The sequence below is a fragment of the Xanthomonas codiaei genome (assembly GCF_002939785.1).
Taxonomy (GTDB): Bacteria; Pseudomonadota; Gammaproteobacteria; order Xanthomonadales; family Xanthomonadaceae; genus Xanthomonas; species Xanthomonas codiaei.
In genome coordinates, this window is record NZ_MDEC01000043.1 from 1 (window position 1) to 15,042 (window position 15,042).

Genomic DNA, 15,042 nt, shown 5'->3' on the forward strand with positions numbered 1-15,042 from the left:
CCCTGGCCGGACTCCACTTCGTCGTCTTCTCCATCCTCATGCTTGGAAATGCCGCGTCTCTATTTCAAAGTTCATAACACGCTCTAAGTAAGTTCTTAAAAAAAAGACCGGCAGTTATGCCGGTCTTGGAGGCTGAAATTAATGTGGCCTAAGCCGACAACTCCAACAACAGCTTATTCAACCGCCGCACATACCCAGCCGGGTCCTTGAGGCTGTCGCCGGCCGCCAATGCGGCCTGGTCGAACAACACCCGGCTCAGGTCACCGAAGCGATCCATATCCTGTTCCGCGTCGAGTTTCTCGATCAGCGGGTGGGTCGGGTTGAATTCGAATACCGGCTTGGATTCCGGCACGGCCTGGCCGCTGGCTTCCAGCAGCTGACGCATCTGCAAACCCAGGTCGCCCTGGCCGATCGCCAGGATGGCGGGGGAATCGGTCAGGCGGTGCGAGACGCGCACTTCGGCTACGTCCTCGCCCAGGGCGGCCTTGATGCGCGAGGCCAGGCCTTCCTTGGACTTGGCGACTTCTTCCTGCGCCTTCTTGTCTTCTTCCGAGTCCAGCTTGCCCAGGTCCAGGTCGCCGCGCGCCACGTCCACGAACGACTTGCCGTCGAATTCGGTGAGGTAGCTCATCAGCCATTCGTCGATGCGGTCGGTGAGCAGCAGCACTTCGATGCCCTTCTTGCGGAACACTTCAAGATGCGGGCTGTCCTTGATCTGTGCGTAGCTCTCGCCGGTGAGGTAGTACAGCTTGTCCTGGCCTTCGGCCAACCGACCGACGTAATCGGCCAGGCCCACGCTCTGCGCACCCGTGCTGTCGTGCGTGGACGAAAAGCGCAGCAGGCCGGCGACCTTTTCGCGGTTGGCATAGTCCTCGGCAGGGCCTTCCTTCAACGCCTGGCCGAAGTTGCGCCAGAAGGTGGCGTAGTCGTCCGGCTTGTCCTTGGCCAGCTTCTCCAGCATGTCCAGCGAGCGCTTGGTCAGTGCGGATTTCATCGAATCCACCACCGGGCCGGACTGCAGGATCTCACGCGAGACGTTGAGCGACAGGTCCGACGAATCCACCACGCCCTTGATGAAGCGCAGGTACAGCGGCAGGAACTGCTCGGCCTGGTCCATGATGAAAACGCGCTGCACGTAGAGCTTCAGGCCCTTGGCCGAATCGCGGTGGTACAGGTCGAACGGGGCGCGGCCGGGCACGAACAGCAGCGAGGTGTATTCGAGCTTGCCTTCGACCTTGTTGTGACTCCACGCCAGCGGGTTGCCGGCGTCATGGGCGATGTGCTTGTAGAACTCCTGATACTCCTCGTCCTTGATCTCAGACTTGGGGCGTGTCCACAGCGCGCTGGCGCGGTTGACCACTTCCCACTCCGGCTCGGCCGGCTTGTCGGCTTCTTCGCCGTAATGCTCCTTGCGCATCTCGATCGGCAGGCCGATATGGTCGGAATACTTCTTGAGGATGTTGCGCAGAGTCCAGCCGTCGGCAAAGGAGTCTTCGCCTTCTTTGAGGTGCAGCACGATGCGGGTGCCGCGCTCGGGCTTGTCGATGCTGGCGATCTCGAATTCGCCTTCGCCACGCGATGACCAGTGCACGGCCTCGTTGGCGGGCAGGCCGGCGCGGCGCGAGTACACATCCACCTGGTCGGCCACGATGAAGGCGCTGTAGAAGCCCACGCCGAACTGGCCGATCAGGTTGGCGTCCTTCTTCTGGTCGCCGCTCAGGTGCTTGAGGAAATCGGCGGTACCGGATTTGGCGATGGTGCCCAGGTGCGACACCGCATCCTCGCGGCTCATGCCGATGCCATTGTCGTCGATGGTGACGGTGCGCGCGTCCTTGTCGTAGTCGACGCGGATGCGCAGTTCGCCGCCGCCTTCCAGCAGCTCGGGCTTCACCAGCGCCTCGAACCGCAGCTTGTCGGCGGCGTCGGCGGCGTTGGACACCAGCTCGCGCAGGAAGATTTCCTTGTTCGAATACAGCGAATGGATCATCAGCTGCAGCAACTGCTTGACTTCGGTCTGGAAGCCCAGCGTCTGCTTGTCGGTCTCAACGGTCATTGGGGTCGTGCTCCGTGGTGGTCCAGGCCGCACTGCGGCCGATGGCCTGGGGGATGCGGCCGTGGGCGGATTTTTTCAAGGCGTGGGGGCACGAATGTGTCGTGCAGCCGTGCCCGGGCGGGTAGGCCGGGTCCGTTGGCGACGGCGGTATCATGGGCCCCCCCTTGCCGCGCTCCGAGCCATGCCGCCACGCGTTCCTGCCATCTTCGACCTCCGCCGGCCCGTCAACGGCAGGCCGCGATGAGCCGCCCGGCACGGCCGGCGCCGCGTGGCGCGGAGGGGCAGGTCCGCATCGTGGGCGGGCGCTGGCGCAATACGCGGCTGGCGGTGCCCGACGCGCCGGGCCTGCGGCCCAGCAGCGACCGCGTGCGCGAGACGGTGTTCAACTGGCTGATGCCGCGCCTGCCCGGTGCGCGCGTGTTGGACCTGTTCGCCGGCTCCGGCGCGCTGGGCCTGGAGTCGGTCTCGCGCGGCGCGGCGCATGCCACCCTGATCGAGCGCGACCCCGGGCTGGCGCAGCGCCTGCGCGAGCACGTGGCCCGGCTGGACGCGGCCGCGCAGGTGCAGGTGCTGCAGGAGGACGCGCTGCGCTGGCTGGAACGCGCGCCTGCGGCCGCGGCCGATATCGTGTTCGTCGACCCGCCGTTCGCGGACGGCCTGTGGGCCGGCGTGCTCGAACGCCTGCCCGCACATCTGGCGGCCGAGGCCTGGCTGTACCTGGAAGCGCCGGCCGATGCGGTGCCCCAGCTGCCGGCCGGCTGGTACCTGCACCGCGAGGGCGGCACCCGGCAGGTGCGCTATGCGCTGTATCGCCGGGCCGCTGCTACACTGAACGGCGATCCGACCCCGGTAGTTCCCGTATGAGCGTGGCCAATAGCCGCACCGCCGTCTATCCCGGTACCTTCGACCCGATCACCAACGGCCATATCGACCTGGTGAATCGCGCTGCGCCGCTGTTCGAGCGCGTGGTAGTGGGCGTTGCCTACAGCCCATCCAAGGGGCCGGCCCTGCCGCTGGAAAAACGTGTTGCGCTGGCGCAGGAAGCGTTGGCGGCGCACAAGAACGTGGAAGTGCGCGGCTTCGACACGCTGCTGGCGCATTTCGTGCGGGACATGCAGGCCGGGGTGCTGTTGCGCGGGCTGCGTGCGGTGTCCGACTTCGAATACGAATTCCAGATGGCCAGCATGAACCGCCATCTGATCCCGGAGGTGGAAACCCTGTTCCTCACCCCGGCCGAACAGTACAGCTTCATTTCGTCGTCGCTGGTGCGCGAGATCGCGCGGCTGGGCGGCGATGTGTCCGGCTTCGTTCCGGCCTCGGTGGTCGAGGCCCTGCGCCAGGTGCGCGCATCCCGCGCCCAGGCCTGATCCGATCTTTCGTTACATCACCACACGCAGTTCAAAGGGAGGAGTTTCATGAAACACACCATGCGCGCTCTGGCGCTCGCTTCGATCGCCGCGCTGGCGGTCACCGCCTGCAAGAAGGAAGAGCCGGCTCCGACCGCCGCTGCGGCTCCCGCGCCGCTGAAGGCGCCGGCCAAGGACGACAACGCCGGCTGGAAGAAGTACCTGCAGGAAGTGGTCGGCCAGAACTTGGGCGCCACCACCAACAGCCCGTTCCTGTACTACTTGCCGCCGGAATCCGATCCCGAGTTCGCCGGCAGCTACGAGCGTCAGCTGGAAAGCGTCAAGACCGCACTCGCCCGTGGCGTGCAGCCGGGCAACATGCTGGCCTTCGGTTCGTCGGCCTCCACCAAGATGGCCGACCTGATCGAGGCCGCGTTCAAGGACGTGCAGCCGGATTCGATGAAGGGTGTGCGCGTGCTGTTCATCGGCGATGCCGCCGAGAATGCGCGCGTGCAGACCATCGTCCAGCCCAAGGGCGCGGAATACACCTTCGTTGAAGCCAAGTAATGCCGTACCAGGCCGGATGCGCGGGAGGGCGCAGCCGGCCGCCGTGTGCGGAGCCAGCAGTATGCTGACTCCGCACATCGCCGGAGCCGGCCGCGTCAGGCCGGTGTCCGACAGCGCCTACCGCGCTGTCCCCTGGTCGACCCGCGCCGAGTGCGCCTGCCTGCAGCAGTACGTTGCGTTCCAGCGCCTGCAGTTGAACCGCGCTGCCTCGCATCGCATGGTATTGCCGATATGTCGCTGAAAATCAACGAGCTCTGCGTCAACTGCGACGTCTGCGAGCCGGCCTGCCCGAATCAGGCGATCTCGATGGGCGAAACCATCTACGTGATCGACCCGGCGCGTTGCACCGAGTGCGTGGGCCATTTCGACGAGGCGCAGTGCGTGGTGGTGTGCCCGGTCGAGTGCATCGACCCGGATCCGGACATTCCGGAAACCCACGATCAGTTGCTGGCCAAGCTCATGCAACTGCAGCGCGATCACCCCGAACTGTACGAACAGGAGCCTCCCGCCCCGTGAGCACTTTCCTCCGACATTTTTCGACACGCGGCCTGCTGTTGCTGGCCCTCGTGCTGGCACCGCCCGCCTGGTCCGCCGACGGCGCCAGGCCTGCCGCCGGCGCGCCCGCAGCGGTCGCCACGCATCCGCCCGGCGCCGCCGTGGCCAGCGGCCATGCGCTGGCCACCGATGCCGGGCTGCAGATCCTGCGCGAGGGCGGCAACGCCTTCGATGCGGCGATTGCGGTGTCGTCCACCCTGGCGGTGGTCGAGCCGATCAGCTCCGGTCTGGGTGGCGGCGGTTTCTTCCTGCTGCACGACGCCAAGACCGGCAAGGACGTGATGCTGGACGCGCGCGAATATGCGCCCGAATCGGCCACGCCGGAAAAATTCCTCGACAAGCGGGGCGAGCTGGATCGCGACCGCTCGGTCAACGGCCCGTGGTCGGCCGGCATTCCCGGTCTGCCAGCTGCGCTGGTCGAGCTGGCCGCCAAGCATGGCCGGCTGCCGCTCAAGCAATCGCTGGCGCCGTCGATCCGCATCGCCACCGAGGGCTTTCCGGTCTATGCGCGCATGGCCAAGGGCTACGCTTCGCGGCGCGAGGTGATGGAGCGCTACCCCGGCACGCGCGAAGTGTACCTGCGCGGCGGAAAACCCATTGCCGAAGGCGACATCTTCAAGCAGCCCGAACTTGCGCATACCTTGACGCTGCTCGGCGACAAGGGCTTCGACGGCTTCTACAAGGGCGAGACCGCCAGGAAGCTGATCGCCGGCGTCAAGCAGGCCGGCGGTCACTGGACCGCGGCGGAACTGGCCGGCTATACGGTCAAGCAGCGCACGCCGATCCAGTTCGATTACCGTGGCTGGAAAATCACCACCGCGCCGCCGCCGTCCTCCGGCGGCATCGCACTGGCGGCGATGCTGCAGATCCTGGAAGGCTGGGATCTGAACAAGCTCGATGACGTGCATCGCACCCACCTGGTGGTGGAGGCGATGCGCCGCGCCTACCGCGACCGCACGTTCTTCCTGGGCGATCCGGATTTTGTCGACGTGCCGCAGCGTGTGCTGACCAGCAAGGACTATGCGCAAGGCCTGCGCGCCACGATCAACCCGGACAAGGCCACGCCCAGCGATCTGTTGTCGGGCAATCCCACCCCACTGGAAGACGACGAGACCACGCACTTTTCCATCATCGATGGCGAAGGCAACCGCGTCGGCGCCACCCAGACGGTGAACCTGCTGTACGGCTCGGGGCTGATTCCCAAGGGCACCGGCGTGCTGCTCAACGACGAGATGGACGACTTCGCGCTCAAGCCGGGCACGCCCAATGCCTTCGGCGTGATGGGCTACGACGCCAATGCACCCAAGCCGGGCAAGCGCATGCTCAGTTCGATGACGCCCACCTTCATGGAGTCGGCCGACAAGGCGATCGTGCTGGGCACGCCGGGCGGCAGCCGCATCATCACCATGGTGCTGCTCGGCATCCTGGGCTACGACGCCGGGCTGGATGCACAGGCGGTCAGCGCACTGCCGCGTTATCACCATCAATGGATGCCTGACGTCATCGATGCCGAGAGCAACGCCTTCTCGGCGCAGACCGCCAAGGGTCTGGAAGCGCTGGGGCATGCACTCAAGCGGCCTGGCGACACCGCCGAAGGCGGGCGCGGTTCCAGCCATGTGTGGGGCAACCTGCAGACGGTGGAATGGGACAAGCGCCGCAACGTGCTCAGCGGCGGCAGCGACCCGCGCAATCCGGTGGGCAAGGCGCAGGTGCAGCTGGATCCCGGTACTGGCGTCGACTCGAAGGCCGGCTCTCGATGATTCACAGACAGGCGGCAGGCCAGTGCCTGCCGTCTGTCTGCGTGGCTGTCTTTTCGCAGTTGATCCAGGATCAGTTCAATAGCCCGTAGAAGTGGCCATCCTTGGCCTCATAGACGGTATAGGTCTCGTAGTCGGGGTCGTCCTTCTTGCTGTTCACGGCGGCGTCGACCAAGCGAACGACGAGCTTGCCTTCCAGCACGTATACGTCCGGATTCGTATTGCCTCCGAGGAATGGCTTCCAGCGCAGCATTCCACGTTGTTTGGCTTGGTGCTGGTCAGGGTCCAGAGTTCCGGGCGGAATGGGTTTCTTGTTGCTGTCGATGAAGTTCATCGGATGTTCTCCTGGTGATGAAGTGGCGATGCGCCTGTCGTGAGAGCGGTGTACGCAGCGCGAGGACGCCAAGCCAAGTTAGCTGGCAGTCGAAGGTGAGGATTGGCGTAAACGACGTAAACCACGGGCGTTTCCACGGGAGTCGAATGTTTTTTTCGTGCAAGCGCAGCGTTGCCACAGCGAGGCAGTCCAATCAGGTCTAATCGCCTAAAGAATGCGACACGGCCATCATTTGACTGTCATTCTCGAACGATTCCAGTGGTCCCATCAGTGCGGCGGCAGCTGCGTCGCGAATGCCGGGCTTGTGGCGGCGCTGTGGTGCGGCCACCATTGGCACATGAAAAATCCTGCCCTCATGTCTACTGCCGTCGTTCTGCTGTTCTCCTTGGGTGTCCTCGCTGCTGAGCCCGACGCCCCTCGTTCCGGTGGCCTGATCCACGTCAACCAGCTCGGCTATCTGCCGGGCTCGGCCAAGCTGGCGGTGGTCGGGTTGCCGCAGGGCTCGGCGCCAGGGACGGACCGCTTCACCGTCGAAGATGCACATGGCCGCACGGTGCTGCAAGGCAGCTTGCAGCCGGCAGCGCTATGGACGGCGGCTGGCCAACAGGCGCAGGTGGCGGATTTCTCCAGCGTGCGTGCGCCGGGAAGCTACCGGTTGAAGATCGATGGGGTGCCGGCATCGGACACGTTCGCAATCAACGCGCATGCGTATCAGCCGCTGGTCGATGTAGCGTTGAAAGCCTTCTACTTCAATCGTGCCAGCACCGCGCTGCCGGCGCAGTATGCCGGGCGCTACGCGCGTGCGGCCGGGCACCCGGATACGCAGGTGCGCATCCATCCCTCCGCAGCGTCGGCCACGCGCCCGGCCGATAGCGTGATCAGCGCGCCCAAGGGCTGGTACGACGCCGGCGACTACAACAAGTACATCGTCAACTCCGGCATCAGCACCTACACCTTGCTGGCGGCCTACGAGCATTACCCGGCGCTGTTCAAGACCCAGGCGTTGACCATTCCCAACGACGCGCCCGGGGTGCCCGGCATCCTGCAGGAGACCTGGTGGAACCTGGAATGGATGCTGGCCATGCAGGACCCGGCCGATGGCGGCGTGTACCACAAGCTCACCGATAAGCAGTTCGATGGGCTGGTGATGCCGGAGCAGGCCAGGCAGCAACGCTACGTGGTGATGAAGGCCACTGCGGCCACGCTGGATTTCGCTGCGGTGATGGCGACCGCCAGCCGCGTGTATGCGCCGTTCGAAAAACAGTACCCCGGTGTGTCGGCGCGCATGTTGAAGGCATCGCGGGCGGCGTGGGCCTGGGCGCAGCAGCATCCGGACGTCATCTACCGCCAGCCCGACGACGTGCGCACCGGCGGTTACGACGATGCGCAGGTGGCCGACGAGTTCGCCTGGGCGGCGGCAGAGCTGTATGTCACCACCGGCGAAGACGGGTTCTACGACGCCATGCTGGCGCGCAATGTGCCGGCCAGCATGCCGGGCTGGAGCAATGTGGGCGGGCTGGCCTGGATGTCGCTGGCCGCGCATCGCGACACGCTCACGCCGCATGCGGACCGTGCACGCATCACCCGGGAGGTCACCGGTCTTGCGCAGCGCCTGGCGGATCAGTGGCAGGCATCGCCGTGGCGGTTGGCGATGACCGATACCGATTTCGTCTGGGGCAGCAATGCGGTGGTCCTCAATCAGGCGATGATGCTGTTGCAGGGCTACCGCGCGACGCAGCAGCGCCGTTACCTGGATGCCGCGCAGTCGCAACTGGACTACATCCTGGGGCGCAATCCGTTGGGGCTGTCGTTCGTCACCGGGGTGGGGCAGCGCACACCGATGCATATCCATCACCGCCCCTCGGAGGCCGATGGCATCGATGCGCCGGTGCCTGGCTGGTTGGCGGGCGGCCCGCAGCCGGGCCAGCAGGATGCCAAGGACTGCGAGGCGCGTTATCCCTCCAAACTGCCTGCGCTGTCGTACCTGGACGATACCTGCAGCTACGCCACCAACGAGGTGGCGATCAACTGGAACGCGCCGCTGGTATATGTGAGCGCGGCGATCCAGGATTTGACGCGCTGACGCGGGCGTCGGCGCGTTTTCCTTCTCCCGGCGGGAGAAGGTGGCGCGAAGCGCCGGATGAGGGTGCGGCGTCGGCAAGAATACTGGCACGCCTTACCCTCACCCCAACCCCTCTCCCGCAGGAGAGGGGCTAAGGCCGCCATCCCAACCCAGCTGCCCCCCGGCCCGCGCTTGCCGGGCGGGCGCGCCGAGGCGTGCACGCCAATGACTCGCAAGCGCTGCCTTTTCTCGCCCTGGAAGAGAAGGGCGAGAAGCCACCACAGCTCACTCCACCCGCGTGCCGAAGATGCGGTCGCCCGCATCGCCCAGGCCGGGCAGGATGTAGCCCTTTTCGTTGAGATGGTCGTCGATGGCGGCGGTGTAGACCTCCACGTCCGGGTGCACCGCTTCCAGCGCTTTCAGGCCTTCGGGGGCGGCGACCAGGAAGATGCCCTTGATGCGGCGCGCACCGGCGCGCTTGAGCATGTCGATGGTGGCGATCAGAGTGCCGCCGGTGGCCAGCATCGGGTCCAGCATCAGCGCGTCGCGTTCTTCCAGGCGGCCGGTGAGGCGTTCGAAGTAGGGCACCGGTTGCAGGGTTTCTTCATCGCGCTGCAGGCCGACCACGCTCACGCGCGCGGCCGGGATCAGGGCCAGCACGCCCGGCAGCATGCCAAGACCGGCGCGCAGGATCGGCACCAGGGTGATCTTGGCGCCGGCGATGCGCTGCACGTTCACCGGGCCGGCCCAGCCCTGTTGCACGTGCGTCTCGGTGTCCAGATTCGCGGTGGCCTCGTAGGCCAGCAAGGTGCCCAGTTCGGTGACCAGTTCGCGAAAGCCCTTGGTGCTCAGGGCGGCATCGCGCAACAAGCCGATCTTGTGCTGGACGAGGGGGTGGCGGACTTCAACGATTTTCATGGGCGACGAGGACACGGAAGAGACGCACAGTGTGCCGCAGCGACGCGTCGCGCTGCCACACATGGCGTGTGATCGCGCTTGCACATGTCATGTCGGTGAAACGTCGCAGACATAGTGTGCACACCCATTCTTAACCGATTGGGGACGCACTCGTGGTGAACAAGACTCCGCTCTGCCTGGCGATCACGCTGACGCTGGCAACCGCCGGCTGGAGTCAGCAGGCACGTGCGGCAGAGGTTGCTGCCCCCTCCGGCGCCGCCAGCAGCGCCGCCGCCATCGATCTGCAGCGCCTGGAAGTGCGCCCGCAGCTGGAAGCGCAGGAGCGCGCCGTGGATCTCAAGCGCGCCTCCGATGCCATCCAGGATGCGGTCGCCTCCGACGCGATGGGCCGCTACCCCGACAAGAATGTTGCAGAATCCTTGCAGCGCCTGCCGGGCGTGAGCGTCACCCGCGACCAGGGCGAAGGTCGCTTCGTGGTCATCCGCGGCCTGGACTCCTCGCTCAACAGCGTCACCATCGACGGCATGAACATGGGCACGCCCGAAGACGGCACGCGTTCCACCCCGCTGGACGTGATTCCTTCCGATTCGACCGAGCGGTTGAAGGTGGTGAAGTCGCCGACCCCGGACATGCCCGGCGATTCGATCGGCGGTGCGATCCAGGTGGAATCCACCTCCGCATTCGACCGCGACGGCCGCACGCTGCGCGGGTCGATCGAAGGCAGCCACCAGTCGCTGTCCGGCAAGACCAGCCCCAAGGGCGCGTTCAACTACAGCGACATCTATAACGGCACCTTCGGTGTGGCGGTGGGTGTGAACTACCAGGACCGCGAGTTCGAATCGGACAATACCGAAGTGGCCTACGACACGTTCGCCGGCGGCGCCGAAGACGATCTGTTTGCCGGCGAAGTGCAGCGCCGCAAATACTTCATCGAACGCACCCGCATGGGCGCCAACCTCAATCTGGACTGGCGCCCGGATGCGGACAACCGCTATTACCTGCGCTCGCTGTACAGCCGTTTCGACGATGCCGAAACGCGCCAGCGCGCCATCTTTGGCCTGAGCGACGGCGAGGTGAGCGCCAATGGCGATGGCACCTACGACGTGGCCGACCTGCCGGCCGACGCGATCTCCAAGCGCGTGCGCTACCGCACCAAGAAGGAGGACAACACCGCGATCAGCTTCGGCGGCGAGAACCGCCTGAGCAGCGCCACCATCGATTACAAGGTGGGCTATACCAAGACCACCGAGCGCGTGAACGACGAGAAGGAGGCCTACTTCGACTACGACGGCGATGACCTGGCAGCCACGGTGGACCAGCGCAGCGGCATTCCGCGCCTGGGGTTCTCCGACAACGGCTGGCAGAGCAACCAGGACTTCGTGTTCGACCGCTTCGTGGTGGCACCCAAGCAGGTGGACGACAGCGAGCGCAGCGCGCAGGTCGACGTGCGCTTCGATGGCGAGCATTCCAGCCTGAAGATGGGCGTGCTGGGCCGCTGGCGCGAGCGCGACGTCAACGTGGACGAAAACGAGCTGCGGCGTGGTCCGGCGATCAACCTGAGCAGCTGGACCACGGCGCCGCCGGAACACCGCGGCGGCACGCTGGGCCAGAGCATCGGCTCGGACGCCATGCGCCGTTACTGGAACACCTCCGGCAACCTGTACAGCGCACGCCCGCAGGATGTGGGCGGCAATCTGCAGGCCTCGCTGCAGGACGATTACACAGCCACTGAAGATGTCTTCGCCACCTATGCGATGGGCACCTGGGACATCGGCGCGCTGCGCATGATTGCCGGCGTGCGCGTGGAGAACACCCAGTTCAACGCCACCGGCAACCAGGTGGACGTGGCGCCGAATGGCCGCAGCGCCACGGTCACCCCGCGCGAGGCCTCCAGCAGCTACACCAATGTGCTGCCGGGCCTGCATCTGCGCTACGACAGCGGCAACGATTGGGTGCTGCGCTTTGCTGCCAATAAGACGCTGTCGCGTCCGTCGTTCGGCGATGTGTCGCCGCGCGTCAGCATCAACCGCGGCGATGAGGAGGTGAGCATCGGCAATCCGGAGCTCGATCCGTACCGCTCCACCAACCTGGACCTTTCGCTCGAGAAATACATCGGCAGTACCGGCCTGATCTCGCTGGGCGTGTTCCACAAGTCGATCGACGACTACATCGTGCAGACCATCAGCACCACCGATGCAGAGTTTCCGGGTCTGCAGGTCACCCGCTCGATCAACGGCGACACCGCCAAGGTGCGCGGTGCCGAATTCAACTGGCAGCAGACCCTGGATTTCCTGCCCGAAGGCTGGAACGGCCTGCTGGTCGGCGCCAGCGCCACCGCGCTGGACAGCGACTTCGATCCGGGCCTGGACAACCGGGCCGGCGACGACTTCATGCTGCCGCGTTCGTCCAAGCGCATCTACAGCGGCCACCTGGGCTATGAGAAGTACGGTTTCAGTGCGCGCGTGGCGGCGGTGTACCGCAGCGAGTACCTGGACACCATCGGCCAGAGCCGCGCTTACGATATCTATGTCGCCCCGCATACCCAGATGGACTTCAGCATGAGTTACCAGTTCAACCGCCACATCAGCCTGTACCTGGAAGTGCAGAACCTGCTGGACGAACCGCTGGAGCTGTATCAGGGCGTGCGCTCGCGCACGTTGCAGAACGAGGAATACGGCCGCACCTACGCGCTGGGCCTGAAGGTGGCGCTGTGATGCGCGCACCGCTGCTGCGCCACACCGCGCTGCTGGCCGGTGCGCTGGCGCTGGCCGGTTGCGCCAGCACCGGCGTCGATCGCGAGGCCGACGAAGCGCTGTTGAAGGACCCGCTGCTCAGCGAGGCGAAGGTGGCGCACCAGGTGGTGCCGGAAGCCTTCATCACCGCGCTGACGCCTTCGGACAACCTGGATTCGCCAGCCAGCCGGGCCGCGCCCGATGGCAGCCGCTGGGTGATCGCCACCGCCAAGGCCACGCACGCACTGGTGGTGTTCGATGGCGACAGCGGCAAGCGGCTGCGGGTGGTCGGCGGCAAGGGCAAAGCGCTGGGCAAGCTGGATCGCCCGAACGGGATTTCGGTGGTCGACGACCTGCTGTTCGTGGTGGAACGCGACAACCGCCGCGTGCAGGTGTTCTCGCTGCCGGAGTTCAAGCCACTGACCGCGTTCGGCCAGGACGAACTGCGCGAGCCGTATGGACTGTGGGTGCGCAAGCATGCCGGCGGCTACGAGGTGGTGGTCAGCGACAACTACATGTCGCCGGCCAACAAGGACCAGCCGCCGCCGCTGGCCGAGCTGGGCCAGCGCTTTCGCCGCTATCAGCTGAGTGCGGCGGGGCAGGGCTGGCAGGCGCAGCTCACGCAGAGCTTTGGCGACACCACCGAGGCCGGTGCCATCCGCATCGCCGAGTCGGTGTTCGGCGACGAGGCCAATGCGCGCCTGCTGATTGCCGAAGAAGACGTGGCGGTCGGCACGCAGTTGCGCGAGTACGGCATGGACGGGCGCTATCGCGGGCGCGATGTTGGTGCCGGGCTGTTCAAGGCGCAGGCCGAGGGCTTGACCCTGCTGCAGTGCGCCGACGGCAGCGGCTACTGGATCGCCACCGACCAGTTCAAGGACCGCAGCGTATTCCAGGTGTTCGATCGCCAGACCCTGGCGCATGTGGGCGCCTTCGCCGGCCGCGTCACCGCCAATACCGATGGCGTGTGGCTGGATCAGCGCAGCGATGCACGCTTCCCTGGTGGCGTGTTCTACGCGCTGCATGACGACCAGGCCGTGGCCGCATTCGACTGGCGCGATATCGTGCGCAGCCTGCGCCTGAAGGAGTGCGCGCGGTGATCGCAGTGCGCACCACGCTGTACGCTGCGCTCTGTGCATGTGCACTGGCCGCTGCCCCGGCACTGGCCGCCGAGCGCACCGCCGAACCCAATACCCAGGTGCCGGCCGGCTCCACCCACTATGTGGCCGATGGCTTCCCGGATCGCATCGTCGCCACGCCCGCGCAGGACGCGGCCACCGGTTTTGCAGTGGCCTGGCGTACCGATACCAGCGTCGATCGGCCGTGGCTGGAACTGGTGGTGGCCGGCGATTCGCCCGACGTGGGCACGCCGCGGCGCATCCGCGCCAGTACCGCCACGCTGAGCAGCGAGAACGGCAGCTCGCATCATCATCGTGCCGATATCGACGGCCTGAAGCCCGACACCTTGTACGCCTACCGCGTGCAGGGGCACGACACCTGGGGCGCGTGGAATCACTTTCGCACCGCTGCCACGCCGCAGACACCGCTGACGCTGCTGTATTTCGGCGACACCCAGAACAAGAACCTGAGCCTGGTGTCGCGGGTGATCCGCCAGGCCTGGCGCTCGGCGCCGGATGCGCGTCTTGCGCTGTTTGCGGGCGATCTGGTCAGCGGCAAGGATGGCCAGGACGACAACGAATGGGCGGAGTGGTTCGAGGCCGGGCGCTGGCTGCTGGAAGGCACCGCAGTGGCGCCGGCACCGGGCAATCACGAGTACCACGAAGACGGCGAAGACACCCCGCAGGCCACCCGCACGCTGGGCAGCCATTGGCCGGTGACGTTCGCACTACCGCGCAATGGGCCGTCGGCCACCGCGCGCACCAGTTATTGGTTCGACTACCAGGGCGTGCGCATCGCCGTGCCGGACGGCACCTCGGCGCTGGACCTGGGCACCGGCCCGGCCCAGGCGCGATGGCTGGACAAGGTGCTGGCCGACAATCCGCACCCGTGGTCGATCGTGCTGATCCACCAGCCGTTCTTCTCGCCGCGCGCCGACCGCGAGAACCAAAAACTGGTCGAGCAGGTGTTGCCGGTGATCCGCCGGCACAAGGTGGATCTGGTGCTACAGGGCCACGACCATACCTACGGCCGGCGCGGCGACGAGGCCGGGCAGGCGACGCCGGTATTCGTGGTCTCGGTGGCCGGGCCCAAGCAGTACCGGCTCTCGGACATGGCGCGCAAGACCATGCGCCCGGTGGGCGAAGACACCCAGCTGTACCAGGTGCTGCGCATCGACGACCAGCATCTGGTCTACGAATCGCGCACCGCCACCGGCCGCCTGTACGACGCCTTCGAACTCCAGCGCGACGCCAATGGGACCAAGCGACTGGTCGAACACGAACAGGGGCGCATCGCGCCACGCGATTGTCCGCGCAATGCCACGCTCAAGGGGCGTGCGGATCGCTGTTGGGAGTGATGCCTGATGTCACGGCGAAGGCACGGCGATGACAGGCGCCGTGCAATGTGTGGCATATATGCCAACTTCTGCCATGCATAGTTTTTGTTGATGGGGGAGTGGGTCACTCATTCAATACTGTGTGTTATGTCACATTGATAACGAGGCTACGGTGCGTCTAGCCAGAGCCTCCAGCGGGTTGCGTGTTCGATGCAGCTGCGGCGGCCGGGGTTCTGGTGCCCCCGGACCACTGAGCCGTATTG

General features: G+C 65.9%; 12 protein-coding genes and 1 pseudogene. 10 read left to right on the forward strand and 3 right to left on the reverse strand.

Features of this window, described 5'->3' with window-relative positions:
• Nucleotides 1–148: 148 nt before the first annotated feature.
• Nucleotides 149–2,053, reverse strand: coding sequence for a molecular chaperone HtpG (htpG, locus tag XcodCFBP4690_RS20580; RefSeq protein WP_104544004.1), 1,905 nt, complete (start codon nucleotides 2,051–2,053; stop codon nucleotides 149–151).
• Between the two features lie 240 nt (nucleotides 2,054–2,293).
• Here htpG and rsmD point away from each other — a divergent pair, with 240 nt between their 5' ends.
• The 6 genes from rsmD (at nucleotide 2,294) to ggt (ending at nucleotide 6,281) form a co-directional block, all read left to right on the forward strand.
• Nucleotides 2,294–2,917, forward strand: coding sequence for a 16S rRNA (guanine(966)-N(2))-methyltransferase RsmD (rsmD, locus tag XcodCFBP4690_RS20585; RefSeq protein ID WP_104544006.1), 624 nt, complete (start codon nucleotides 2,294–2,296; stop codon nucleotides 2,915–2,917).
• Nucleotides 2,914–3,420 carry a pantetheine-phosphate adenylyltransferase gene (coaD, locus tag XcodCFBP4690_RS20590; RefSeq protein ID WP_104544008.1) on the forward strand — a complete coding sequence of 169 codons (507 nt, stop codon included), beginning with the start codon at nucleotides 2,914–2,916 and terminating at the stop codon, nucleotides 3,418–3,420. Before rsmD ends, coaD begins: the two co-directional genes overlap by 4 nt.
• Nucleotides 3,421–3,468: 48 nt before the next feature.
• Nucleotides 3,469–3,966 carry a hypothetical protein gene (locus XcodCFBP4690_RS20595; protein WP_167394730.1) on the forward strand — a complete coding sequence of 166 codons (498 nt, stop codon included), beginning with the start codon at nucleotides 3,469–3,471 and terminating at the stop codon, nucleotides 3,964–3,966.
• A gap of 61 nt (nucleotides 3,967–4,027) precedes the next feature.
• Nucleotides 4,028–4,207, forward strand: coding sequence for a hypothetical protein (locus XcodCFBP4690_RS20600; protein WP_167394731.1), 180 nt, complete (start codon nucleotides 4,028–4,030; stop codon nucleotides 4,205–4,207).
• Nucleotides 4,198–4,482, forward strand: a complete 285-nt coding sequence (locus XcodCFBP4690_RS20605; protein ID WP_029220241.1) for a YfhL family 4Fe-4S dicluster ferredoxin — start codon at nucleotides 4,198–4,200, stop codon at nucleotides 4,480–4,482. The genes XcodCFBP4690_RS20600 and XcodCFBP4690_RS20605 overlap by 10 nt, the downstream gene beginning before the upstream one ends.
• Complete coding sequence (gene ggt / locus XcodCFBP4690_RS20610; protein ID WP_104544012.1) at nucleotides 4,479–6,281, forward strand: gamma-glutamyltransferase; 1,803 nt, start codon at nucleotides 4,479–4,481, stop codon at nucleotides 6,279–6,281. Before XcodCFBP4690_RS20605 ends, ggt begins: the two co-directional genes overlap by 4 nt.
• A gap of 70 nt (nucleotides 6,282–6,351) precedes the next feature.
• Here the strand turns inward: ggt and XcodCFBP4690_RS20615 are convergent, their stop codons facing one another.
• Nucleotides 6,352–6,612 (reverse strand): hypothetical protein, encoded by a 261-nt coding sequence (locus tag XcodCFBP4690_RS20615; RefSeq protein WP_104544014.1) that lies wholly within the window; start codon nucleotides 6,610–6,612, stop codon nucleotides 6,352–6,354.
• 430 nt (nucleotides 6,613–7,042) lie between these two features.
• Between XcodCFBP4690_RS20615 and XcodCFBP4690_RS20620 the strand changes: the two are divergent.
• Nucleotides 7,043–8,695: pseudogene (locus XcodCFBP4690_RS20620) on the forward strand (glycoside hydrolase family 9 protein); the annotation flags it as partial.
• 264 nt (nucleotides 8,696–8,959) lie between these two features.
• On the opposite strand, the gene upp reads toward XcodCFBP4690_RS20620, so the two are convergent.
• A complete protein-coding gene (gene upp, locus XcodCFBP4690_RS20625; RefSeq protein ID WP_104544016.1) occupies nucleotides 8,960–9,592 on the reverse strand; it encodes a uracil phosphoribosyltransferase in 633 nt (210 codons plus the stop codon).
• A 152-nt stretch (nucleotides 9,593–9,744) separates the two neighbouring features.
• Between upp and XcodCFBP4690_RS20630 the strand changes: the two genes are divergently transcribed.
• From XcodCFBP4690_RS20630 to XcodCFBP4690_RS20640, 3 genes are read left to right on the forward strand one after another with little or no spacing between them, the layout of a single operon-like run.
• Nucleotides 9,745–12,306 (forward strand): TonB-dependent receptor, encoded by a 2,562-nt coding sequence (locus XcodCFBP4690_RS20630; protein ID WP_167394733.1) that lies wholly within the window; start codon nucleotides 9,745–9,747, stop codon nucleotides 12,304–12,306.
• Nucleotides 12,306–13,424: a phytase gene (locus tag XcodCFBP4690_RS20635; protein WP_104544018.1), complete on the forward strand. Its 1,119-nt coding sequence runs from the start codon at nucleotides 12,306–12,308 to the stop codon at nucleotides 13,422–13,424. The genes XcodCFBP4690_RS20630 and XcodCFBP4690_RS20635 overlap by 1 nt, the downstream gene beginning before the upstream one ends.
• Nucleotides 13,421–14,800: a purple acid phosphatase family protein gene (locus XcodCFBP4690_RS20640; RefSeq protein ID WP_104544042.1), complete on the forward strand. Its 1,380-nt coding sequence runs from the start codon at nucleotides 13,421–13,423 to the stop codon at nucleotides 14,798–14,800. Before XcodCFBP4690_RS20635 ends, XcodCFBP4690_RS20640 begins: the two co-directional genes overlap by 4 nt.
• Nucleotides 14,801–15,042: the final 242 nt, after the last annotated feature.

Excerpts from the sequence above, each read along its gene's own strand:
- XcodCFBP4690_RS20615 (WP_104544014.1), bottom strand. The coding sequence starts at position 6,612 with ATGAACTTCATCGACAGCAACAAGAAACCCATTCCGCCCGGAACTCTG.
- XcodCFBP4690_RS20595 (WP_167394730.1), top strand. The coding sequence starts at position 3,469 with ATGAAACACACCATGCGCGCTCTGGCGCTCGCTTCGATCGCCGCGCTG.
- upp (WP_104544016.1), bottom strand. The coding sequence starts at position 9,592 with ATGAAAATCGTTGAAGTCCGCCACCCCCTCGTCCAGCACAAGATCGGC.
- coaD (WP_104544008.1), top strand. The coding sequence starts at position 2,914 with ATGAGCGTGGCCAATAGCCGCACCGCCGTCTATCCCGGTACCTTCGAC.
- XcodCFBP4690_RS20605 (WP_029220241.1), top strand. The coding sequence starts at position 4,198 with ATGTCGCTGAAAATCAACGAGCTCTGCGTCAACTGCGACGTCTGCGAG.
- XcodCFBP4690_RS20600 (WP_167394731.1), top strand. The coding sequence starts at position 4,028 with ATGCTGACTCCGCACATCGCCGGAGCCGGCCGCGTCAGGCCGGTGTCC.
- XcodCFBP4690_RS20635 (WP_104544018.1), top strand. The coding sequence starts at position 12,306 with ATGCGCGCACCGCTGCTGCGCCACACCGCGCTGCTGGCCGGTGCGCTG.
- htpG (WP_104544004.1), bottom strand. The coding sequence starts at position 2,053 with ATGACCGTTGAGACCGACAAGCAGACGCTGGGCTTCCAGACCGAAGTC.
- rsmD (WP_104544006.1), top strand. The coding sequence starts at position 2,294 with ATGAGCCGCCCGGCACGGCCGGCGCCGCGTGGCGCGGAGGGGCAGGTC.